The sequence below is a fragment of the Kitasatospora sp. NPDC058965 genome (genome assembly GCF_042741245.1).
Taxonomy (GTDB): domain Bacteria; phylum Actinomycetota; class Actinomycetes; order Streptomycetales; family Streptomycetaceae; genus Kitasatospora.
The window spans coordinates 16,155-35,966 of the sequence record NZ_JBHYKG010000023.1 but is presented as its reverse complement, the minus strand read 5'-3'; the positions used below and the strand labels follow the sequence as shown (position 1 = coordinate 35,966).

Genomic DNA, 19,812 nt, shown 5'->3' with positions numbered 1-19,812 from the left:
CGTCATCCACGAGGGACGACGCCCAGGTGGCCGGCACCCCCGAGACCACAAACCCGACGACCAGCGGACCTGTTCGAAAGGTAGGGCCCCGACAGCCGAGGAATGCTTGACGAATTTGACCAGGATTCGGGACCCGGAGCACTCGCGACAGACCTGCCGATCCACAGGTCTTGACCCATTCCGCATTCGTTGGCTCCGAGCATTCGGTCGGCCCCGAGCCAGCCTCGGCGGCGCGTGATCCCGGCATGGACCGAAGCCATGCCATACTCGTGGTCCCAATGGGTCAAGGAGTCAAGGACCTCCTTGATCCCCGACATTGGGCCAATTACCTCGTTTCTCCAGAGCCTGCTGCTCCTCAGTCCATGCCTCACGTCGTTGCTGGACGAAGTGGAGGTAGCCCATCAACTGCTTGATGCCGACGATGTAGCGACGGATCCCGTCCGAGGAGGCAAGCACGGCGACAGCAGGCATGCCGTCCGTTTCCCACACCCCAACCTGATGCCAGGTGCGTCAGATGTAGGGCCAAGGGTCGATGCCCTCTGCCTTGAGACGACGTACTTCCCGCCAGTTCAGGAAGGTCGGCCGCTCCGGCGAAAACATACCCATGGGCTGTGGGCTGATCTCCTTCGTGAGGAAGCCAATGAGGAAGTCGACCATGCCGCAGTCGTAGTCGACCCAGTCACCGCCTCGTTCGAGCACGAGAGTGCTCCACTTGTCTGGGTCCGGATCCGAAGTGTCCCAGAAGGCGTGGCTGGCGCTGCAGTCCGCGGCCCACGAGATCCACCCTCGCAGGGCGGGGTCCTCCTCTGGCGCCAGGTCGAGCAGACCGTATCCGTCATCGTTCAACTCCTCGAATGTCAGGGGACTCCGTGGGCCTTGCGCGACCTCCAATGGCAGTCCGATGAAGAACGAGTTATTGATCGACCCGCCGCCGTAGACAGAGACGAAGTCACGGTAGTCCGCTGGGAAGTGGGTACCCCATTTGCAGCGCGCCTCAGCCCAGTCGATGGCGTCGCCGGCTCCGGGGTGCGGTGGCACGATCGCAGCCAGTCGGGCAACGCTCGGGTGCATCAGTTATCCCTCCCATGGGGCCGTCACCAGAACTCTATTGGACGTCCCTGTCCACCAGACGGTTGTCCCGCCTCATTCATCACGTCATGACGATGCTCTGTGAGCTGGGTGTTGACAGATCTGACTGAGACCTCGTCCCCTGGATGACGTGCCGGGAGGCGGAACGCTTCTCGGGCGACGTCGGCAGTCTCACCGATCATGGCTGATGCCCGGGTGCTGAGCTGTGGCTCGTCAGCTTGGCTGAGACACCGAGGAGGCGATTCTCGCTGGACCTGGCTGCTTCCTGGGGGCGTCCTCGGTGCCTGGCGGCTCCGCCGCGTGGAATGCTGGGTCGATGAGGTTGATAGGTAGCGACGGGCATGGCGTTGAGCTGGGTGTTGTGGGCTACCAGTTCCCCGATGCGGTTGACCCACGCCAGCGGCAGAGCTGGTTGGTCGTCGAAGGGTCTGCCCACTGTCCGCAGGGGACGTGGTCTTTCCGCTGGCAGGCGTTGACCGCTGACGACGCCGTCGAGTTGGCGCGATGGCTCGGTCAGGCAGCGGTCCAACCCTCCGGTATCGGAGAGGACAGCGGTGACCGGTTGGTCTTCACCGAGCCCAACTTGGCCTTCGCGTTCAGCTGGACTGATGCGGGTCTGCTCGAACTGCGCGTCAGCTTGGACTTGGAGTTCTCGCCTCCTTGGCGACGCCCGGCCCGCTCGGGCGAGCCGTTCGTGGTCACGTGCTGGCTGACGGCCGCGTCGGTGTTGACGGCGGCGGCCGATTGGGCGGCCGAGATCCAGCCCTTTCCGCCTGCTGGCGACGCCAACCTGCAGTGAGCGCGAGCGGCAGGTCCTGGGCCGCGACGGCTAGACGCTGGGCAGCTTCGGCCCGTAGGCCGTGATGCCTGCGCCAGTGGGGTGTGGCGAACAGGCCGCCCCGCCCTCCACCCAGGCCACATCGAAGCGGTAGATGGTCCCCGATCGGCGTCTGCCGGCAGCTGTGGTTGCCGTCGCAGATCCAGCTCCGCCCGTCCTCGTCGAACGACCACGGCTGGGCGCCCCACATCGGGTGACCTACGAGCAGGCGTCGAGCCAGCGCCTCGCAGTCCTTGGGGGCGCCATAGGCGAGCAGCGCCGCGGAGACGAGGTCCACGGCCTCCGCGGGGATCACCGAGTCGCCCAACACCGGCAGGAGCAGCAGCAACCGGGCATGGGGATCGGCGACGCCCTCCGCTCCGTCGGGAGCGTGGCGGACCGCAGCGAGCTCCGGCCAGCACGGGCCCGGGCCAATGCGGTCTTGGTCAGTGCTGGCCAGGACAGCATCGGCGCTTCCCGGGCTGAGCAGGAAGTAGTCCGTACTCGTGTACTCCTCGCCGCTGTTGTAGTGCACGACGATCGAGAACCCGCCCTCCAATGGGACCGTGAACGTCGGCCAGGCCGACTTGTCGTGCAGCCGCTCCAACATCGCGCCGGCATCGGCGGCGTCCACCCCGAAGGCCTCCGGGGGCACCTCCTCGCCCAGGTCGACCAGGTGCGCGGCCCAGAAGCCAGGCTCGTCCAGCAATGGGAGGCCATCCACAACGGGAGCCGAGGAGTACCAGTGCCGAGCCATGACCATGCACCGATTCTGGCGCACGAGGAGCCGTTCCGTTCGACGGCCGCGGGCGCTACCAGGGATCCACGTGACGCCTTCGCACCGTGAGGTGTCTACTGCCTGGGCCTGAGCCGACCAGCAGGCCGCTACCCGCCGACGGTCGCCCCGGAGACCGCTGTCAGCCTGAAAGGATCCGTCGGGCCTTCACCAGACGCGCCCGGTGGTCCTCGATCCAGCCCGTCGGCGGGGACATGGGCAGACTGACCGTCACCTGCGAGGACGGGTCGTCGCTGATCGAGACCCCGATCGCCGCGGAGCTGAGCGGCTTGATCTTCAGCTGGACCGTTCGGCCGGAGTTCAGCCACGAGACGAACCTGTTCCCGGCGAGACTGTCGAGAGCCTCTTCCCACATGTCCAGGTCGAAGGCCGAGATCCCCACCCGGAAGCTGCCGGTGACGGTCTCCGTCGACACGACGAACTCACAGTCCAGGAACTCACCACCTGGATCCGGATGCTGCAGCACCCGCAGCGCGACGACGTGACCGCTCGTCCCAGGCGGGTCGGCCAGGTGGATCAGATCGTCCAGTTCGTGGTCCATCACAGTCCTCTCGCTCAAGATCAAACAAGGGCATCATTCCGGACGGTACCGACACACCCGAAGGTGCGCTCACTTCTCGGTTCTGGCACAGATCTTGGGGAGCGGTCGCAGAGGGTGGCAGGTTCTTTCGATTGCCGGGAGGGACATGACCCCAGAGCCCGTCAGCGTTCGCGCACTCTGGCCCACCACCAGCACGTCGTCGCCCACTCGCTGTAATTGGGTTCCGGCAAGGTGCGGCGCTCGAATTCCGTGTCGATACGCGTGATCAAGCGGCCCAAGTCCCTTCTGGCTCCGGGCGGAAGGGACAGCATCGCCCACTCCAGGTCATCACGGGCGTCTCCCACCCCCGGCGAATCAAACGCAGAGGCGTCCAGGTAACGTCCGGGCTGCTTGAGAGCCCACTCGAACGACGCGACTGCCTTCGCAACCGCGTTGGGCCGCATCTTCTGGTCCTCGATCCGGCGGATCGCTGCACGAGTCCGCGCGGAGACACCAGGGACCCTCAGGACCGGATACTGCCATCGTGGCCGCCACCGCTCTGCACGGACGGCCCCGGGACGCCTACGCGGCATCGCCCTTTCGCATCAACATGAGGTCATCCTGCCACGACTGGGAACCTGCATGCACCGGCCGAGAACCTGCAGAAGATGCTCGTGGCCATCCCGCAGACGGACGTCGAACGCGCTGACAATCCACCCTTGGCCGGCTACTGAAGCGGCGCTCTGGCGTCCCCTACGCCGGCCGGGCCGACTCCCCGGCAGATCGGAATTCCAGCGCAGGCCACCCTGCCGCCCGTCATCGAGATCAACCAGAAGCCGACCGAGCAGTAGTGCTCAACGGCCCAACCGGTGGCGAACGTAGTCCGGCTGGGCCGCGCCGATCTCGATGCGGTTCTCGTCGAGGCCGTTGATGATTCGCAGACAGCCCTCGGGGAAGGCGAACTCGACCGCCACCGTTCCGGCTGCCAGGTCATGGTCTACTGGCCGCCACTCAAGCAGCGCGACCTCGCGGAGTTCCTGGCCGACGAACGGCTCCAGGCGTTCATCGCTGTGCGACCACTGGGGCGTGAGCTCGAACCACTCCCATCCGGTGATGGTCGCTGCGGTGTCGATCGTGTTCCAGCCGATCGAGAGTTCGTCGAGCTTCGAATGGCAGACCTCCAACTGAAGGCCGTCAAAGTCCATCACCACCGGGCAGTCGGCGAACCAGTCTCCGTCCTCGACGAAGCGCACCAGGGCGAACCCCGTCAGCCGCCTACCGACGAGCGTCGCCAGACGTGCTCCGTGAGCCTGCCGAACCGCCTCGATCCCCACCAGGAAGGACGGCTTGAAACCAGAGATCCCCATGTTCACAGCAGCAGAGCCTTCCGGCCTGCGGCCCAACCGGCCAGGACATATTTCGAAGCGGCAGGATCCTCGGCGGCACCTGACATTTTGGAGTCCACGGAATGATGCGGTTGACGGCGCCCTCGATGCTGCCGGAGCTCCACTTGAAAGTAGGTCCTGCCGTCGCGGCGTCGAGGTCTCGGAGCAGGTGGAGCGCGAGTCTGGCTAGGCCCGGCCAGCATCGCCTGATGGTCAGCTGCGGGGAGTGGGCGTCGCAACCAATCGTGAGCGGCGCTTCCGCCGGGTGCAGCAATCGCAGGAAGCGGTTGAACTCCACGGACTTCGACCGGATCTTGGTTGCCGTACGCCGTACGGGCGGTTGGGAGGATCAGTGGCCGCAAGCAGGTGAGGGCAGGCCCCGGAAGCGGAGCGGCTTCTCCTATTTCCCGGCAAGTGGCTGCCGGGCCGGTGGCGGTCCACAAGGATGCCCGCATGACCTTCTCTCGCCGGCGCCGTGAGGACCTCCGCGGCCGTTACGCCCCCACGCTGGCGCCGGTGTGGCTCATGGCTGCCGCGGCCTTGGCGGCGGTGGCCGTCCTGGCTGTCGGCTTCTATTACCTGGCGCACCACCTGATCGCCGCCGGACAGGCGCCGGGCACTCCGGTCCAGGCCGGCGACGTCATCAAGGCCACCGTCACGATCCTCACCCTGATCGGGGCGGTCCTCGCGGGCCTGTACGCCTACCGCAAGCAACTCCTGGCCGAGGGCGACGCGCACCGGGCCGACGCCGCTCAGCTCGCCAACCGCTACGCCGCCGCGGCTGAACAACTCGGCCACGACCGGGCCGCCGTTCGGCTCGCCGGCGTCTACGCCCTCGCCCGCCTCGCCGACGACTGGGCCGAGCAGCGGCAGGTCTGCATCGACGTGCTGTGCGCCTACCTGCGCATGCCGTACCGCACCGACCCGGATCACCCCGGGTACAGGGAGGGCGAGCGCGAGGTCCGCCACACCGTCATCCGTGTCATCCGCGCCCACCTCCAGGATCCGGGCGCCACCACGACCTGGTGCGGCGTCGGCCTGTACTTCACCGGCGCGCACTTCGACGGCGGCGACTTCTCCGGCAGCCACTTCGTCGGCGGAACAGTCGACTTCACCGGCGCGACCTTCGGCGGCGGCACGGTCGACTTCACCGGCGCCACTTTCGGCGGAGACCGGGCCGGCTTCCTCAGCGCCCGCTTCGACGACGGCGTGGTCAATTTCGCGGGCGCCCGCTTCCTCGCCGGCACGGTCGACTTCGACTGGGCCACCTTCGACGGTGGCAGGATCGCTTTCAGCGGCGCGCACTTCGACGGCGGGCGCGTCACCTTCGACCACGCGACGTTCAGCGACGGATCCGTCAGCTTCGCCGACGCGACGTTGGCGGGCGACCCACCACGCTTCGCGCACGCGGAGTTCCGCCGCACCCGCTTCAGGTGGGGGCCGATCCTGCCACCGTCAGCGGGCCAGGCGTAGCCGTCGGACTCCGTCAGCCCGCCCGCCCGACGGTGATCGAACCGAACCGGTGATCGCTGCCCCGAAGAGGCCACGGTTGACGGATCACACGGACCGCTCGCATGGTTCGGCGGTATCGCCTATTCAGTGACCCATAGACACCAGGGTGTTGGACGTCGGCTGACCGACAAATCCCGTCGCCCGAGACGATCGCCCGGAGGCATGATGCATGCGTGCTCCCTCCCCGACTGCTGTGGTGCGACCCTCGCCCCATCCCCAAGTTCAACCTGCAGGAACCGGTAACGATCGTTGTCCGCGACCCGGGCTTCTACGAGCCCACCGATGAGGACAACTGCACAAGCTTCGGGTTCTTCTGCCAGTCCCATGACGGCCCGTACCGGAGTGCCGCCTGCCAGGGCGGGCCGTCACATCGCATCGCCCTGGACTGCGGGGAGCACGGGCTTGAGAGCATGTGGCCGGATCAGCTCATGGTGATGCTGCCGGCAGGGTTCACCCCGGCGCTGAGCGACGAGCAGGTGGACTGGCTACGTTCGGAGGACGACGTTCCGTAGGACCGTCCCCCACCCCCGTGCCGCGCCACCGCGGTCCGTCACGGGTGCTGGAACAGCACCTCCGGGTTCGCCGCCGACGGGCCGTCGAGCAGCGGCTGGTGGATCCCCTTCAGGGTCTGGTCGAAGAAGGCCCCGACGTACTCCCGGGTGAGCTGCATCCCCCGTGCCGGCGAGGTGGTCATGTCCGGAGGCGTCGGCAGGCCGATCTCGGCGGCCAGGATCGGGACGTCGGTGAAGCTGGAGTGCGCAGTGCCCGCGACGGCCAACCAGGGCTTGTAGCCGGTCCACCCCGCCCAGGCCTGCCCCCACGACGGCTCCCCGCCGCCCGCGGCGTGGTCGCTCTCCTTCCCGAACAGGAGGAAGGAGCGACCCGAGAGCTGGTCGACCGGGACGGGCGGGGAGAACTGCCCGTCCATGTTCACCCCGGCCAGGATCCGCCGGTCCTCGGCCATCGCCGTCAGTGTCGAGGCGCCGCCGATCGAGTGGCCGGCCATGCCGATGCGGTCGCGGTCGATCACGTGTGCCAGCCGCCAGGCCGGGTGGTGCCCCGTCAGCCGGTCCAGGACGAACGACACGTCCTTCGCGCGGCTGTCGGCGAGCGTGTCCGGTGCCCCGCTCTCGCACAGCGCGCACCCCGGGGTGCTGCCGTCGGCGAGCGTCTCGCCGGAGTCCTCGTAGGTGTGACCGACCAGCGCCACGACGTACCCGTGGCTGGCCAGGTCCGTGGCCAGGCCGGTCAGCGTGGCGCGGGGGTTCTCGAAGCCGGGCGAGAGAACCACCAGCGGGAACTTGCCGGTTGCCGCCTTCGCGTCGGTGTAGGCGTAGGTCTTGATGTCCACCACGTCCTGCGGCTGCAGTCCCGTGCCCGCCGGAACGCGGGTCGCCAGGAACCCCTGTGCCTCGCCGAGGGTCATGTAGGGAGCCGCCTCGCCGGTGTCGTGCCGGGCCGGGTAGAACATCGACACCGTCAGCTGCCGCGGTCCGGCCGAGGGCACCCATGGATCGGTGCGGTCCCGGTCGGTCAGGTGCAGCACCTCCTCACCGGCCGCGTACTGCCCGGTCGGACGGGGCAGTTCACCGTGGAAGGCGGCGGGGGTCGACGAGGTGGCCGACGCGGCGGTCACGCTGGTGGACGGCGAGGGCGTGGACGAGGCCCAGGCGGCCCCGGCCATCGGGGCGGAGAAGGCGAGAACAAGGGCTGCTGCGGCGGCGATACGGCGCGATCGGTTCATGGCTCTGAGACTAGGTTCGTGGTCCGAGCCCTCGAATCAGCCGAACTGATGCAAAGTCAGGCCGCGATCATCCCTCGGAATCAGCGGCGTCATCCCTAGGGATGACACCCCGGCCGCCGTTCGGTCCGTCCTCCGTGCCGCCTCCGTGGCCACCTCCACGACCCGCGCCACCTGCGATGATGGGCGCCCGGACGCACCGTCACCCGTCATCCTCGGCATCGACGATCTCCGCCCGCTGCCCAGGGCCACCCGGATCGCTCGCACCAGCCGGGACGGCATCGAGCTCCTGCACGAGCACCGGGACGGGTACATCGACGAACTCTGGCTCGACCACGACCTCGGTGGCGACGACACCATCATGCCCGTGGTGACCGTCCTGGAGGAGGCCGCCTTCCACGGGCGGCCGTTTCGCATCGGCACCGTCTACGTCCACAGCGCCAACCCGATCGGCGCGGAGAACGTGGTCCGCTCGCTCAGCCACTGGAGCTACCGGGTGCGGCGGGCCACGGCCGGTGAACCTCCTCGCGGATGAGGGCAGGTCCAGGGCCGGCCGGTCTCCCGGTCCCGGTCGGGCGGCGCCCGTCACCCTTGGTCGAAGCAGAGGCAGAAGGGGTGCCCGGCGGGGTCGAACATCACCCGGACGTTCTCCTGCGGCTGGTGCTCCGCCACGGTGGCTCCCAGCCCGACCGCCTCGGCGACGGCCGAGTCCAGGTCCCCGACCTGGAAATCGAAGTGCATCATCGCGCGCTGTTCCCCGTCGACCGGAGGCCAGACCGGCGCCCGGTAGCCGTCCGCCTGCTGGAACACGAGGAACGGGCCTTGTGGGGAGGCGGCAACGACGGCCGTCCCCGGCTCCTCGTGTCCGACGTGCCACCCGAGGAGCTCGGCGTAGAACCTGGCCAGGCCACCAGGGTCCGGCGCCTCGATCGCCGTTCCCCACCACATGCCGCCCGTGCGAGATCTCATACCAGCAGCTTGCCCCACGGTGCCGCTTCTGGCAGTGCACGACCCGACGACGGCCGGCAAACGGCAGCCGGGCACGGTCGGGCGACACCTCGCGAGGTTCCTGAGCCTCGCTGAGCCGCCGAGGCCGTGACCAGGAGCGTCTCTCGGCCGGGTGCCTACCGGACTGTGCCGTACCTTCGGGATTCCCGATGCCTTATCAGCTCGTCCGACCGATCTGGGGCCAAGTCGAACGTAACGAGGCACCCGTCCGGTGTTCGGCGCCAGCTGAACCCCGACAGGGCTGCTGTCGGAATGCTGCGGTTTACTCATCGCCGTGGAGACACCGGAAACGTGGATCGAGAAGCTCGCAGCCATCGCGGGCTGGGAGACCACGAGGGCCAGGACGATCAACTGGCCCTCGGTGGAGTCGCGACTCGGCACTCCTCTACCGACCGACTACAAGCTGTTGGCGGAGCGCTTCGGCTCCGGCGAGTTCACCGAGTATCTGTGGTTCTCGACGCCCGACTCGCCGAGCCCCCATCATGATCTGATCGAAGACGCCAAATGGCTTGGCGATCAGGCCCTCGTCGACCCCGGGATCAGCGAGCTCTATCGTCCCTACCTGGTCTTCCCTACCGCTGGTGGCCTGCTCAAGTGGGGCGACTCCGTTCAGGCTGACCAGTTCTACTGGTTGACCGAATCCGCCGACCCTGACGAGTGGCCGATTCTCGCCCAAGCACATGATGACGTCGACGGCTGGGAGCGCTTCGACGGCTCCACCAGCGAGTTCATATACCGGATCCTGACGGATCCCCAGCAGCCCTTCTCGATAGCGATGTTCTTCGACACTCACGCCTTCGAGTCGTTTGAATAAATCAGCGACTCCGACAGCGAGTGGAGCCTCCCGCGCCCCCTCGCAGCCTGACCCTGAAGCTGCTGCTGAACTGATTGGAGCACCGGTGCTGGCCACAACGTTGGAACTGCTCCGAGTCGACCGGCAGCTCGAAAAGGCCATGGTCCACGGCCCGGCCCGCTCCACCTCGCCGAGGTCTTCGGGTTCGACGAAAAGCCCGCCATGCGTTACGCGGACTCGGCCCAGTGCCTCCCTGGAATCCAGTGCCGAATCGTGGAACGTCGTGACAGTATCAATGGATGATCAACGCTGAGGACCTGGTCGGCAGGCACATTCTGAAGGTGACGACGTCCTGGCACCACTACCAGGAGACCCGGCCATCTCTCCTGCACATGTGGCTGCACCTGGACGGCCTCGGCCCCGTCCGATTCCACACACCGGGCGACGGGTTGTCCCTGGAGATCGACCAGCCCCACGGCCCCTACGACATGGATGAATACGGCCACACCACGGTCGAGGACGACCTGCCCGACTTCCCGATGACCCGGTTCATCGGCCAACGGATCTGCTCCGTCCGGCAGATCCGCTATCAGCATGGCGATCACGACTTCGCCGTCGGCATGACCGTTCAGTTTCCCGGTGGCACCATCCGCATCCTCAACCTCGCTGACGAGATCGTCCTGGCCCATGACCAGCACCTGGGTCCGGTAGAGAAGCACCTTCACGAGGCGATGACGCCCATGAGCCATGAGGTGTCGCCGTGATCGGCACAAACTCGGGGATCGATCCCCGCAGAGGCAGCGTGGACGACATCTACCCGGCAGAGCAGGAGCACGACAGGAGCACCATCATGATCAGCCGTGGCAGCTCAGGCGAACGATGACGCAGTCATCGTCGAGATCATCCAGATAGGCCGCGGCCCACCGAGCGTAGGCGGCGCGGGGGTCCTCGCCGGGCACCACGTCCACGCATGCGCTCGGGCACTCGGCGTCGATCCACTGCCCGTCCAGCGTGAGGAGGGCGAAACTGGCGAGGGCCCAAGCCGCCGCTTCGTCCAGATCAGTCTGGGGGTCCCGGGTGAAGTGCGAGATCGGATCGCTGTCGGGCCCCAACACCCAGAGACCCAGATTCGGGTACCGGTCCCATGCGGAGCCGTGGTTCAGCGCTCGCACCAATGGCTGGGCGTGGTGATCGACGACGGCCTGCCCGCGAGGATAGCCGCGAGTGTCCGCGCGGTGCCGCCGAAGGAACGTGGTCAGCGGTTCAGCCGGGGGATGGTCCGCGACCAGGCGGGCGAAGTCCTCTTGCTCGGCCTGCCATCGGGCGCGGGCCTGGCTGACGGCGGCTGCCCGGGTGGCGTCGAAGTCCAGCAGACCTCGCGGCCCGCCGTCACAGCGCAGAGGCTGCCGTTCACGCGGCTCGCCATTCGGATGGGTCGCGAATATCAGCCGCGGATCGCCGTCGTGCTCCGGCCGGACGGCGAAGCGGTCCTCGTCACCGGCGTCAATGTCCCACCAGTCCCACTGCCCGTTCGCGTTCCCGCCGAAGAGGTTGAAGTCGAACGGCGCCATCACGGCATCCAGTGCCGTCCGCAGTGCCCGCGGAGAAGTCGGCGGAAGACACACGTCGAGGGAGAAGCGACTCATCCCCACCCCCTCTGCCAGCGATCACCACCGAGCAGTTGATCGTAGCCCGCCCTATGACCGGCGGCTCACGACTTTTACGCCACGTCAAGGGACATGACCCGTTCAAGCCGGACCGGGGCTGGTGGGGGGATTCGGGTGGTGAGTTCGTCCTTGTGGGGATGCCTCCATGTGGTCCGCCAAGGACGTGGTGATGGAGCGTGGCATCTATTGCTTCGGCGTAGCGGGCCTCACCGGCGAGGCCCACGCCGGGCTATTCCTGGTGCCGCGCCGACCGCCCACCCGGTACGGTAACGCCGTCGATCACGATCTTGAGGAGTGTTGTGACCCATCCCGAGCAGACCGAGAACGTCAGCGACGAGCGGCTCTGCTGGCTGATCGCGAGGGAGCAGTTGGGGCGGCAGGCACGTCAGCCGGGTGCGTTCGGGTGGTTCACCGTCGTGCTGGGCTGGCTCTCCGCCCTCTACCGGTTCGGCAATCGCACCGGAACGCAGGAGAGTGGGCGCGCCATACGACAGGAGCGCACGTCGCAGCGGATGGCGGACTACGCGCTGGCCGTTGACGATACGGCGGAGCGGCTCAGCGCGGAGGAACGCAGGGAGCTGCGGGCCACCCGCGAGCTGCCCACCTGGTTCATGCCGGAGGTGGAACGCCGGTTCGCCGCGATCCGCAAGGCCGGCTGAGTCGGCCTCAACAGGCAGCCGGTTGCACCCGCCAACAGCCTCATCCGACCGCGCAACTCGTGATGCGGGTCGCCCCGCCGACGAGGGCACCGTCGAAGGCCGCTCATCTCCAGCTCCGCGACGCGGCAGCCCCGGGTCCCGGGCAACCGTCAGGGGCACAGCTCCGGCGGAGTCGGGACGACAAGGGCGGTGCGTGCCGTACTTGGCAGAGAGCTTGCCGGGTGCGGCCCGCAGCTTGGGTTCGAACGGGCGGATCACGGTCTCCGGCTGGGGGCTTGGGCGGCCGTGTTCGTGCCCGGCCATGCGCTGCGGGCCGCCAGGTCGAGGACGAGGGCGGCGATGTTCCAGGCGTCGTCCTCGCCGCGGTGGTGGCGGCCCTCCAGGGGGAGGCCGGCGATCTTCAGGGCCTGGTCCATGCCGGGCTGCTTGGGCAGGCCGTAGGCCTCGGCGAAGACGGCCTTGGCGTTGGTGTGGGTGCGTTCCGTCGGGAGGCCGAACGGGTAGGCCACGCCGTCGGCCCGGCTCTGCCGGGCGAACTGCCGACGGTCGTACTCGCCCCAGCTGGCCCAGGGGCGCTCCGCGGCGCCGTGCTCCTCGACCAGGATCCGGCACGCCTCGGCGAAGGTGACGCCGCGGTCCACCTCGGCCTGGGTGAGGCCGGTCAGTTCGGTGCAGAAGGCGCTCACCGCCGAGCGGGCGGGGCGGACCAGGACGCAGTGTCGGGACACCCGGCGCCGTGCCGACAGGTCCACCACGGTGAGGCCGATCTCGATGATCTCGTTCACCGAGCCCGGCGGCGGTTGTCCGTCCCAGCAGGTGGCTTCCAGGTCGATGACGTTCAGCAGGGCGGATGCGTGGCTCATGGAGCCGAGGGTAGGGATGCGCCCCGGTTTCGGCACCTGGGTTTGTGCCGGGCCGCACACGCCTCGGCGGCGGTGCGCGGCGCCGGCACACCCAACCTCAGGGCCGCTGCTGGAAGACGACCTCCGGATCGGCCGCCGTCGGGCCGTCCAGCAGCGGCTGGTGGAGGCCCTTCAGCTGCTCGTCGAAGAAGGCCGCGACGAGGTTGCGGGTGAGCTGCGCGGCGCGCACGGAGGGGATCGCGCCGTCCACGCCGGTGATGCCCGCCTCGTCGGCGAGCACCGGCACGTCGGTGAAGCTGACGTGGGTGGACCCGGTGAGGGTGAGCCACCGCTTCCAGCCGTCGAGGGCAGGCCAGTTGGCGGCCCAGCTCGGCTCGTCGCCGTTCACGGCGTGGTTCGCCGGGTTGCCGAGCAGCAGCACGGGACGGCCGCCGAGACCGCCGGCCGGGACCGGCACGAAGAACCTCCCGTCCAGGTCGGCACCGGCCTGCACCCGCCGGTCGGCCGCCATGGTCGGGACGACGGCGGCGCCGCCGAGCGAGTGGCCGGCCATGCCGATCCGCCGGTGGTCGATCAACTGCGCGCGCTGCCAGGCCGGGTGGCTCCCCACCAGCTGGTCCAGCACGAACGAGAGGTCCTGGGCCCGGCTCCGCAGGGACTCGGCGTCCGAGACGCCGGACAGGTCGCAGAGCGCGCAACCCAGCGTCTGCCCGTCGGGGAAGGTCGTCCCCGAGTCCTCGTACGTGTGGTCGACCAGCGCGACGACGTAGCCGCGGCTGGCCAAGTCCACGGCGAGGCCGGTGAGGGTCTGCCGCGGCAGACCGAAGCCGGGCGAGAGGACCACCAACGGGTACCTGCCGTGCTCGGGGCGGGCGTCGGTGAACGCGTAGGTACGGGTGTCGGCGAGCGCCTGGGCCGGGAACGCGCTGCCGATCTGCTCCATGTCGAGGAAGAGCCGGGCCTCCTCGGTGGTCATGTAGGGAGCGGGTCGGCCGGTGCCGGAGCGGGCGGGGTAGTACATCGACACCATCAACTGCCGGGGCCCCGCGCTCGGGACCCACGGGTCCGGGCGGTCCCGGTCGACCAGGTGCAGCGTGTCGACGCCGACCGCGTGCGGGCCGGTCGGACGCGGGAGCGCCAACTGAACGCCCTGGTCGGCCGGGAGCGGAACGGAGGCGGCGGGGACGGAGGCGGGGGCGGGGGCGGCTGCCGGTCCCGCAGTGGCGAACGCCGGAGCCGCGCCGACGATCGGCAGCGGCAGGACGACGGCAAGGGCGACGGCGACGGCGGTACGACGGATGCGAGTCATACCGACGAGGCTAGGAACCCGGCCCCTCCCCCGACGTCGTCACAGCGGCGGAGCCGAACCCGACCCGAACCCGCAGCGCGACCCTGGGCGGTCCCGGAGACACCGAACGACTCCCCTCAGGGGCGAGCCGTCATCGCCCGAGACAAGTTGACGTACCGTCAGTCAGCAGCGAGGACGCGCTCCAGGGCCGCGTAACCCGCCGGCTCCCATGTGGGTTTGCCGCCGGGGAGGCCGAGCCGGCCGGCCCGGCCGATGCCGATCAGACCCAGGGCGCGCAGGACGGCCCAGCCGCGGGCGCGGAGCCGGGTGGCCTCGTCGGTATCCCCGTAGGCGTCGAAGAACCGGCCCGCCGTGCCGGCCGGCAGCAGGATCCAGGCGGCCGAGAGATCGGTCGCGGGGTCGCCCGCGCACAGCTCGCCGAAGTCGACCACCCCGGCGAGCGTCCCGTCGCGGACGACGACGTTCGCCGGGTGCAGGTCTCCGTGCAGCCAGGTGGGCGGCCCCTGCCAGGCGGGCGCCGCGACGGCACGCTCCCACAGCTCCCTCGCCCCGTCCGCACCCGGGTGGCCGGCGACGAGGCCGAATTGGTCTTCGTTCAACGGCATGTCGGCGAGCGGGACACCGCGCAACGGGTTGGCGGGGGCGTCGGCGGGCGCCGGGTGGTGCAGCGCCCGCAGGAACTCGGCGAGCGTGTCGGCCGCCTGGTTCCAAGTGATCGGGGTGTGATCGGCGGGGTCGCCCTCGACCCAGCGCGCCACCGTCCAGGTGCGGTCGAACAGGCTCGACGGCCGGCCGACGCGCAGCGGGACGGGCGTGGGCAGCGGCAGGCGCCCGGCCAGGGCGGGCAGCCACGTCCGCTCCCTCTCCAGCAGGGCCGGGGCCCGTTCGGTGCGCGGCAGCCGGACGGCCAGGTCCTCGCCGAGCCGCCACATCTGGTTGTCCCAACCGCCGTTGACGTCGCGCAGTTCGAGGTCGGCGAGGTCGTGGTGCTGGTCCCGCAGCAGCGCCCGGACCAGGTCCTGCTCGTACCTCAACTCGTGCGTCACGTTGCCTCCGTGCGTCGGCTTCCGGTGGGAAGACACTCAGCGGCTTCGACTGCCGTACCGGTACGCATGGTTCCGGGCCGGCCCGAGCGACCCCGCCGTCGACACGTCGTAGGGCGGTTGACGCGGGCCGCGGGGTCACGGTCGCCCGGTGCCGCCCCGACCGGTGGCGCCGCGACCGGCTCGGTAGCGGCCCGGGGTGGTGCCGATGAGGGCGGTGAAGGCGGCGATGAAGCCGCTGGGGTTGGCCCACCCGCAGGCGTGCGCCGTGCGGACGGTGTCGTGGCCCTCGGCGAGGAGCACGAGCGCGTGGTGGATGCGCAGTTGCGTCCGCCACTCGTAGAAGGTCATGCCGAGCTCGTTGCGGAGCAATCTGCTCAGGGTGCGGCTGCCGGCTCCGACCGTCCGCCCGAGGTCGGCCAACGTGGCGTTGTCCGCCGGGTTCCCGCGCAACAGGTGGGCGACGGCCCGCAGTCGGTCGTCCTGCGGCTCCGGCAGGTGCAGGGGCTGCTCGTCCGCCTCGCAGAGTTCGTCGACGAGGACGCGGAGCAGGCGAGCACGCGCAGGCCGGCTGTAACCAGTGGCGGTGTCCTCGTAGTTGCGGGGCCCGGTCAGCGCGAGCAGCACCTCGCGGGCCAGGTCGGAGGCCAGGAACACGGCGGGACGGTTCGGTACCAGCCGGGCCAGGGACGGCGCGAGGAAGACGATCCGCATGTCGGTGTCGCCGTGGGCGCGGTGCTGGTGCGTGAACTCGGCCGGGGTCCAGGCGACTCGGTTGGCGGGGACGATCGACGTGCCGCGCTCCGTGTGGATTCCCAGGACACCGCTCGCCGCATAGGTCAGGTGGCCGCGAGGGTGGGACTGCGTGGCGCTCGTCTCGCCGGACGGCCAGAGGTGGCGCCCGCCGGACGGCCACACGTGCGAGGTCACACGGGTGACACGGGTGGCGCCGGCGGTCCGGAGAGGTTGGCGGTGAACGGGCATCGGTTGGCATCGTATCGGTGGTCCGCCATGCGTCGAGCCGGTGAGACTTCCCCCTGTACGGAGTGGCTGTCAGGCGCACAACGGCGCCCGACCGAAGTGCCGCAGCCCGCAGCCCGCAGCCCGCACTCCACAGTCCGCAGGAGAAGGAGAAGCTCATGGCGACGTTCGTCCTCGTGCCCGGCGCGTGGAAGGGTTCCTGGTCGTTCGAGGCGGTGGTGCCGCTGCTGGAGCGCGCCGGTCACACCGTGCACGCCCTGACCCTGACCGGCCTGCGACCGGACGACGACACCGCGACGGTCGCGAGTGCCAACCTCGACACGCACGCCGCGGACGTCCTGCGGCACCTCGACCGCCACCGCATCACCGGCGCGACGCTGGTCGGCCACAGCTACGCCGGCATGGTGGTGGCCGCGGCCGCCGACCGCGCCGGCGGCCGGATCGCGCGCCTGGTGCACCTGGACGCCTACGTGCCGGTCGACGGCGAGTCGTGCTGGTCGTCGACCAACGACCACTTCCGGGGAGTGTTCGCCGCCGGCGCGGCGGCGACCGGCTACGGCGTGCAGCCACCGCGCGGCGGCGACCCGCGCCGTCGGCCGCATCCGCTCGCCGCGTTCCTGCAGCGGGTCCGGCTCACCGGTGCGCACGCCCTGGTCCCCCGCCGGGAGTTCGTCTACTGCTCGGGCTGGGAGGACCGGACGCCGTTCGCCGACCTCCGCACGCGGCTCGGGGCCGACCCGGCCTGGGTGGTGCACGACCTCCCCACCGGACACGACGCCATGCACGAGGACCCGGAGGCGGTCGCCGCAGTCCTGCTCCGCGACTGTGACCGAGCCTGAGCCTGAGACTAGACCGAGACCGAGCCTGAGACTGGCCCGAGCAGCGGAGAAGCGCCGGCGGCGGACCTGACCAGCCGGCAGCCGCAGGGTGCGTCAGGACGTCAGGACGTCACGGCAGCCCGGTCGGAGTCGCTGCGCAGGACGCAGAACTCGTTGCCCTCGGGATCGGCGAGAACCGCCCACCCGGTGCCGTCGGGATTCCGGCGATCGGCGACGACGGTGGCGCCGATCGCCAGCAGCCGTTCCACCTCCTGGTCGCGCGAGGTCTCCGGGCGCAGGCAGAGGTGGATCCGGTTCTTGACCGCCTTCGGCTCGGGCACCTGGTTGAAGTACAGCACCGGCCCCTCGGCCAGCAGCACCTCGACCTCCGGATCCCCCGGCCTGGCGTCCGGGTGCAGGGGGCGTCCGGTCACCCTGCTCCAGAACCGGGCCAGCTCGAAAGCGTCCGCACAGTCGATTGCCACGTTCTGCAGTACCGAGACCATGAGGCCGAGCCTTCCTGCTTTCTGCGCGGAGCGCCACCGAGGACGACGCGGGCCGACCGGCAGCCGCAGCGCGGCAGAGCTGCCGGGGATCAGAGCCCACCATCGGCGATCAGTCGTGCCCCGCGCGCCGACGCAGCACCGGCCCGGCAGGCGGCGCCACGTCAGCGCGCGCGGGGCACGGTTCGGGCGCTACGACGGCAGTTCCACCGACAGCGCGTGGCGGAAGACGTCGCACGGGTCCCACTGCGCCTTCACCTGTTGCAGGCGGGGGTAGTTGTCCTTGTAGTACAGCGTGTGCCAGGGGACGCCGGAGGTGTTCCAGGCCGGGTCGGCGAGGTCGACGTCGGGGTAGTTGATGTAGGAGCCGTCGCTCACCGTGCCGGGGACCGGGACACCGCCGGTGTCGCCGTAGACCTCGCGGTACAGCGCGCGGACCCAGGCCAGATTGGCGGCGTCGTCGGCCGCGGCGAACCAGACGCTGTGGTACACCGCCTTCATCACCACGTCCCGCTGGGCGACGGCGGTGGCGCCCGGGTCCACGGCACGGACCGCACCGCCGTAGCCGACCAGCAGCATGCCGCAGGCGTCGTTCCCGGTGTCGTTGGTCAGGTGGCGGTAGACGGTGGCCAGTTGGGCGTCCGCGAAGGAGCGCCTGAGATACGCCGCCTTGCCCTTGTAGCGGCGGGTGACCAGGTCCCCCGACTCGCCCTTGCCGGGCCAGGTCATCGCGTGCAGCCAGGGCATCGTCAGGCTCGCCCCCTTGTTCGACAGTCCGGTGCCGGCGGTCACGGTGTCCACGAAGTCCTGCACGAGGGTGGCGGCGTCCGGGACGCCGGCGTCGATCTGCATCACCATCTGGAAGCCGGGCGCGGTGACGTGGGTCAGTTCGAGGATCGCGTACAGGTCGGCGGCCGGGGAGTCCGGGGCGCTGTTCCGCTCGTGCCAGGTGCTGAAGTTCCGCATCAGTGCGGTCAAGGCCTGCTCGGACACCACCGTCCGGTCCCACGGCCAGGAGATCAGGTACTCCAGCACCGCCGCGGGGGCGCGCGGCAGCAGGCGTCCGGGATCGGGGGCGGCGGTCCGGGCCTCGGCGTCGGCGGACGGCGAGCGCAGCCAGTACTTGGTCACCACGCCGAAGTTGCCGCCGCCCCCGCCCGTGTGCGCCCACCAGAGGTCGCGGTGCGGGTCGTCCGGCTCGCGGGTGGCGACCACCGCGCGGGCGGTGCCGTCCCGGTCCACGACCACCACCTCGACGCCGTACAAGTGGTCCACCACCGAGCCGTCGCGCCGCGACAGCGGCCCGTACCCGCCGCCGACCAGGTGGCCGCCCGCACCCACCTCGGGGCAGCCGCCGGCCGGAACGGTGACGCCCCAGCCGGTGAACAGCGCGCGGTACACCCGCCCGAGGGTCGCGCCCGGCTGGACCTCGAAGGCGCGCCGCTCGGGGTCGTAGCGCACCGCGTCGAGCGGCGAGAGGTCCAGCAGCAGCCGGATCGCCGGGTCGGCGGTGAAGTTCTCGAAGCAGTGCCCGCCGCTGCGCACACCGATCCGCCGACCGCTGCGCACCGCGTCCTGGACCGCCTGCACCACCTGCGCGGTGGTGCCGACCACCCGGATCTCGTCCGGGCTGCCGACGAACCGTTCGTTGTTGCCGAGCAGCAGGCTGCCGTAGCGCGGGTCGTCGGGGTGCACCCGGACGGGGCCGAACGGGGCGGGCGCGTGGGTCGGCGCGGCCGGCGCGGCGGGGTCTGCGGCCGGGCCTGCGGTGGGTGCGGCGGGGCCCGCGGTCGGTGCGGCCGCCGCCGCGGGACCGGCGCCCGCCGTGGCACCGACCAGGCTCGCGGCCAACCCGCTGCCCGCGGCGGCGAGCAGTCGGCGGCGGTTCAGCTGGGCCGCGCCGTCCGTGGCGTACGGGGCAACGTCCGTGGCGTACGGAGCGCCGTTCGTTGCCCGCGGTGCGCCGTTGTTCGTTCGCGGAGTGCCGTGCCTCTCCGCACCTTCTCCGATTTCCTGACTCATCGTCATCCCCCATGTGGAAGGAGCTTGTTGCCTCCTAGCATGGGCACAGGAACGGGCCTTCGGCAGCATTCGGAGCACGTTCGGCGCGAGTCGTGATGCCGCGCCCCCGGCCTGACTTCCGGCGTACCGACCGGGCGAAAGGTCGCGGCGGGAATCGGGCGCGGGCGCCGCGAACGCGTACGCACCACCCCGGCAGGCGCAAATGGCCTCCCCAATCTGACGGACAATAAAGCAACTCGCCACCCCCGCGCTGCCAATCCCCTCGATCCGGTGAAGATGCGCATGC

General features: G+C 69.9%; 20 protein-coding genes. 7 read left to right on the top strand and 13 right to left on the bottom strand.

Going from position 1 to position 19,812, the window contains the following annotated elements; genetic code table 11:
- Positions 1 to 510: 510 nt before the first annotated feature.
- From ACFW1A_RS06650 to ACFW1A_RS06635, 4 genes are all read right to left on the bottom strand, one after another.
- Positions 511 to 1,071, bottom strand: coding sequence for an SMI1/KNR4 family protein (locus ACFW1A_RS06650; protein WP_380405253.1), 561 nt, complete (start codon positions 1,069 to 1,071; stop codon positions 511 to 513).
- Positions 1,072 to 1,787: 716 nt separating this feature from the next.
- Positions 1,788 to 2,669, bottom strand: coding sequence for a hypothetical protein (locus ACFW1A_RS06645; protein WP_380405250.1), 882 nt, complete (start codon positions 2,667 to 2,669; stop codon positions 1,788 to 1,790).
- 154 nt (positions 2,670 to 2,823) lie between these two features.
- The gene (locus ACFW1A_RS06640; RefSeq protein WP_380405247.1) at positions 2,824 to 3,243 is read right to left on the bottom strand and encodes a DUF5959 family protein; all 420 of its coding nucleotides are present in this window, start codon (positions 3,241 to 3,243) and stop codon (positions 2,824 to 2,826) included.
- An 833-nt stretch (positions 3,244 to 4,076) separates the two neighbouring features.
- The gene (locus ACFW1A_RS06635) at positions 4,077 to 4,589 is read right to left on the bottom strand and encodes a hypothetical protein (protein WP_380405293.1); all 513 of its coding nucleotides are present in this window, start codon (positions 4,587 to 4,589) and stop codon (positions 4,077 to 4,079) included.
- A gap of 471 nt (positions 4,590 to 5,060) precedes the next feature.
- Between ACFW1A_RS06635 and ACFW1A_RS06630 the strand changes: the two genes are divergently transcribed.
- Together ACFW1A_RS06630 and ACFW1A_RS06625 are read left to right on the top strand one after the other, a co-directional pair.
- The gene (locus ACFW1A_RS06630) at positions 5,061 to 6,080 is read left to right on the top strand and encodes a pentapeptide repeat-containing protein (protein ID WP_380405245.1); all 1,020 of its coding nucleotides are present in this window, start codon (positions 5,061 to 5,063) and stop codon (positions 6,078 to 6,080) included.
- A 212-nt stretch (positions 6,081 to 6,292) separates the two neighbouring features.
- The gene (locus tag ACFW1A_RS06625) at positions 6,293 to 6,631 is read left to right on the top strand and encodes a hypothetical protein (protein WP_380405242.1); all 339 of its coding nucleotides are present in this window, start codon (positions 6,293 to 6,295) and stop codon (positions 6,629 to 6,631) included.
- A 38-nt stretch (positions 6,632 to 6,669) separates the two neighbouring features.
- Here the strand turns inward: ACFW1A_RS06625 and ACFW1A_RS06620 are convergent, their stop codons facing one another.
- Positions 6,670 to 7,863 (bottom strand): alpha/beta hydrolase family protein, encoded by a 1,194-nt coding sequence (locus ACFW1A_RS06620; RefSeq protein ID WP_380405239.1) that lies wholly within the window; start codon positions 7,861 to 7,863, stop codon positions 6,670 to 6,672.
- A 145-nt stretch (positions 7,864 to 8,008) separates the two neighbouring features.
- On the opposite strand from ACFW1A_RS06620, the gene ACFW1A_RS06615 reads away from it, so the two are divergent.
- Positions 8,009 to 8,395, top strand: coding sequence for a cyclic-phosphate processing receiver domain-containing protein (locus ACFW1A_RS06615; RefSeq protein WP_380405236.1), 387 nt, complete (start codon positions 8,009 to 8,011; stop codon positions 8,393 to 8,395).
- A 50-nt stretch (positions 8,396 to 8,445) separates the two neighbouring features.
- Here ACFW1A_RS06615 and ACFW1A_RS06610 read toward each other — a convergent pair whose 3' ends face one another.
- Positions 8,446 to 8,829 carry a VOC family protein gene (locus ACFW1A_RS06610; protein WP_380405233.1) on the bottom strand — a complete coding sequence of 128 codons (384 nt, stop codon included), beginning with the start codon at positions 8,827 to 8,829 and terminating at the stop codon, positions 8,446 to 8,448.
- A 313-nt stretch (positions 8,830 to 9,142) separates the two neighbouring features.
- On the opposite strand from ACFW1A_RS06610, the gene ACFW1A_RS06605 reads away from it, so the two are divergent.
- Positions 9,143 to 9,682 carry an SMI1/KNR4 family protein gene (locus ACFW1A_RS06605; RefSeq protein WP_380405230.1) on the top strand — a complete coding sequence of 180 codons (540 nt, stop codon included), beginning with the start codon at positions 9,143 to 9,145 and terminating at the stop codon, positions 9,680 to 9,682.
- A gap of 278 nt (positions 9,683 to 9,960) precedes the next feature.
- Entirely contained in the window at positions 9,961 to 10,425 is a 465-nt protein-coding gene (locus tag ACFW1A_RS06600; RefSeq protein WP_380405228.1) for a hypothetical protein, read from the top strand.
- Positions 10,426 to 10,515: 90 nt separating this feature from the next.
- Here ACFW1A_RS06600 and ACFW1A_RS06595 read toward each other — a convergent pair whose 3' ends face one another.
- Positions 10,516 to 11,232, bottom strand: coding sequence for a hypothetical protein (locus ACFW1A_RS06595; RefSeq protein WP_380405225.1), 717 nt, complete (start codon positions 11,230 to 11,232; stop codon positions 10,516 to 10,518).
- A gap of 395 nt (positions 11,233 to 11,627) precedes the next feature.
- On the opposite strand from ACFW1A_RS06595, the gene ACFW1A_RS06590 reads away from it, so the two are divergent.
- The gene (locus ACFW1A_RS06590; protein WP_380405222.1) at positions 11,628 to 11,987 is read left to right on the top strand and encodes a hypothetical protein; all 360 of its coding nucleotides are present in this window, start codon (positions 11,628 to 11,630) and stop codon (positions 11,985 to 11,987) included.
- A 254-nt stretch (positions 11,988 to 12,241) separates the two neighbouring features.
- Here the strand turns inward: ACFW1A_RS06590 and ACFW1A_RS06585 are convergent, their stop codons facing one another.
- The 4 genes from ACFW1A_RS06585 to ACFW1A_RS06570 all read right to left on the bottom strand — a co-directional run bounded on the left by ACFW1A_RS06585 (position 12,242) and on the right by ACFW1A_RS06570 (position 16,132).
- The gene (locus ACFW1A_RS06585) at positions 12,242 to 12,850 is read right to left on the bottom strand and encodes an exonuclease domain-containing protein (RefSeq protein ID WP_380405219.1); all 609 of its coding nucleotides are present in this window, start codon (positions 12,848 to 12,850) and stop codon (positions 12,242 to 12,244) included.
- Positions 12,851 to 12,947: 97 nt separating this feature from the next.
- The gene (locus tag ACFW1A_RS06580; RefSeq protein ID WP_380405216.1) at positions 12,948 to 14,159 is read right to left on the bottom strand and encodes an alpha/beta hydrolase family protein; all 1,212 of its coding nucleotides are present in this window, start codon (positions 14,157 to 14,159) and stop codon (positions 12,948 to 12,950) included.
- Positions 14,160 to 14,317: 158 nt separating this feature from the next.
- Complete coding sequence (locus ACFW1A_RS06575) at positions 14,318 to 15,205, bottom strand: aminoglycoside phosphotransferase family protein (protein WP_380405213.1); 888 nt, start codon at positions 15,203 to 15,205, stop codon at positions 14,318 to 14,320.
- A 135-nt stretch (positions 15,206 to 15,340) separates the two neighbouring features.
- The gene (locus ACFW1A_RS06570) at positions 15,341 to 16,132 is read right to left on the bottom strand and encodes an AraC family transcriptional regulator (protein ID WP_380405210.1); all 792 of its coding nucleotides are present in this window, start codon (positions 16,130 to 16,132) and stop codon (positions 15,341 to 15,343) included.
- A 209-nt stretch (positions 16,133 to 16,341) separates the two neighbouring features.
- On the opposite strand from ACFW1A_RS06570, the gene ACFW1A_RS06565 reads away from it, so the two are divergent.
- Entirely contained in the window at positions 16,342 to 17,022 is a 681-nt protein-coding gene (locus ACFW1A_RS06565) for an alpha/beta fold hydrolase (RefSeq protein ID WP_380405207.1), read from the top strand.
- A 101-nt stretch (positions 17,023 to 17,123) separates the two neighbouring features.
- On the opposite strand, the gene ACFW1A_RS06560 is transcribed toward ACFW1A_RS06565, so the two are convergent.
- Together ACFW1A_RS06560 and ACFW1A_RS06555 are read right to left on the bottom strand one after the other, a co-directional pair.
- The gene (locus tag ACFW1A_RS06560) at positions 17,124 to 17,507 is read right to left on the bottom strand and encodes a VOC family protein (protein WP_380405204.1); all 384 of its coding nucleotides are present in this window, start codon (positions 17,505 to 17,507) and stop codon (positions 17,124 to 17,126) included.
- A 189-nt stretch (positions 17,508 to 17,696) separates the two neighbouring features.
- Complete coding sequence (locus ACFW1A_RS06555) at positions 17,697 to 19,526, bottom strand: FAD-dependent oxidoreductase (RefSeq protein WP_380405201.1); 1,830 nt, start codon at positions 19,524 to 19,526, stop codon at positions 17,697 to 17,699.
- Positions 19,527 to 19,812 lie beyond the last annotated feature (286 nt).

What these genes read in the sequence shown, in the direction of transcription:
- ACFW1A_RS06560 (WP_380405204.1), bottom strand. Translation starts at nt 17,507, where the DNA reads ATGGTCTCGGTACTGCAGAACGTGGCAATCGACTGTGCGGACGCTTTC.
- ACFW1A_RS06610 (WP_380405233.1), bottom strand. Translation starts at nt 8,829, where the DNA reads ATGAGATCTCGCACGGGCGGCATGTGGTGGGGAACGGCGATCGAGGCG.
- ACFW1A_RS06600 (WP_380405228.1), top strand. Translation starts at nt 9,961, where the DNA reads ATGATCAACGCTGAGGACCTGGTCGGCAGGCACATTCTGAAGGTGACG.
- ACFW1A_RS06645 (WP_380405250.1), bottom strand. Translation starts at nt 2,669, where the DNA reads ATGGTCATGGCTCGGCACTGGTACTCCTCGGCTCCCGTTGTGGATGGC.
- ACFW1A_RS06650 (WP_380405253.1), bottom strand. Translation starts at nt 1,071, where the DNA reads ATGCACCCGAGCGTTGCCCGACTGGCTGCGATCGTGCCACCGCACCCC.
- ACFW1A_RS06565 (WP_380405207.1), top strand. Translation starts at nt 16,342, where the DNA reads ATGGCGACGTTCGTCCTCGTGCCCGGCGCGTGGAAGGGTTCCTGGTCG.
- ACFW1A_RS06620 (WP_380405239.1), bottom strand. Translation starts at nt 7,863, where the DNA reads ATGAACCGATCGCGCCGTATCGCCGCCGCAGCAGCCCTTGTTCTCGCC.
- ACFW1A_RS06555 (WP_380405201.1), bottom strand. Translation starts at nt 19,526, where the DNA reads ATGAGTCAGGAAATCGGAGAAGGTGCGGAGAGGCACGGCACTCCGCGA.
- ACFW1A_RS06595 (WP_380405225.1), bottom strand. Translation starts at nt 11,232, where the DNA reads ATGGCGCCGTTCGACTTCAACCTCTTCGGCGGGAACGCGAACGGGCAG.
- ACFW1A_RS06585 (WP_380405219.1), bottom strand. Translation starts at nt 12,850, where the DNA reads ATGAGCCACGCATCCGCCCTGCTGAACGTCATCGACCTGGAAGCCACC.
- ACFW1A_RS06580 (WP_380405216.1), bottom strand. Translation starts at nt 14,159, where the DNA reads ATGACTCGCATCCGTCGTACCGCCGTCGCCGTCGCCCTTGCCGTCGTC.
- ACFW1A_RS06635 (WP_380405293.1), bottom strand. Translation starts at nt 4,589, where the DNA reads ATGGGGATCTCTGGTTTCAAGCCGTCCTTCCTGGTGGGGATCGAGGCG.
- ACFW1A_RS06630 (WP_380405245.1), top strand. Translation starts at nt 5,061, where the DNA reads ATGACCTTCTCTCGCCGGCGCCGTGAGGACCTCCGCGGCCGTTACGCC.
- ACFW1A_RS06640 (WP_380405247.1), bottom strand. Translation starts at nt 3,243, where the DNA reads ATGGACCACGAACTGGACGATCTGATCCACCTGGCCGACCCGCCTGGG.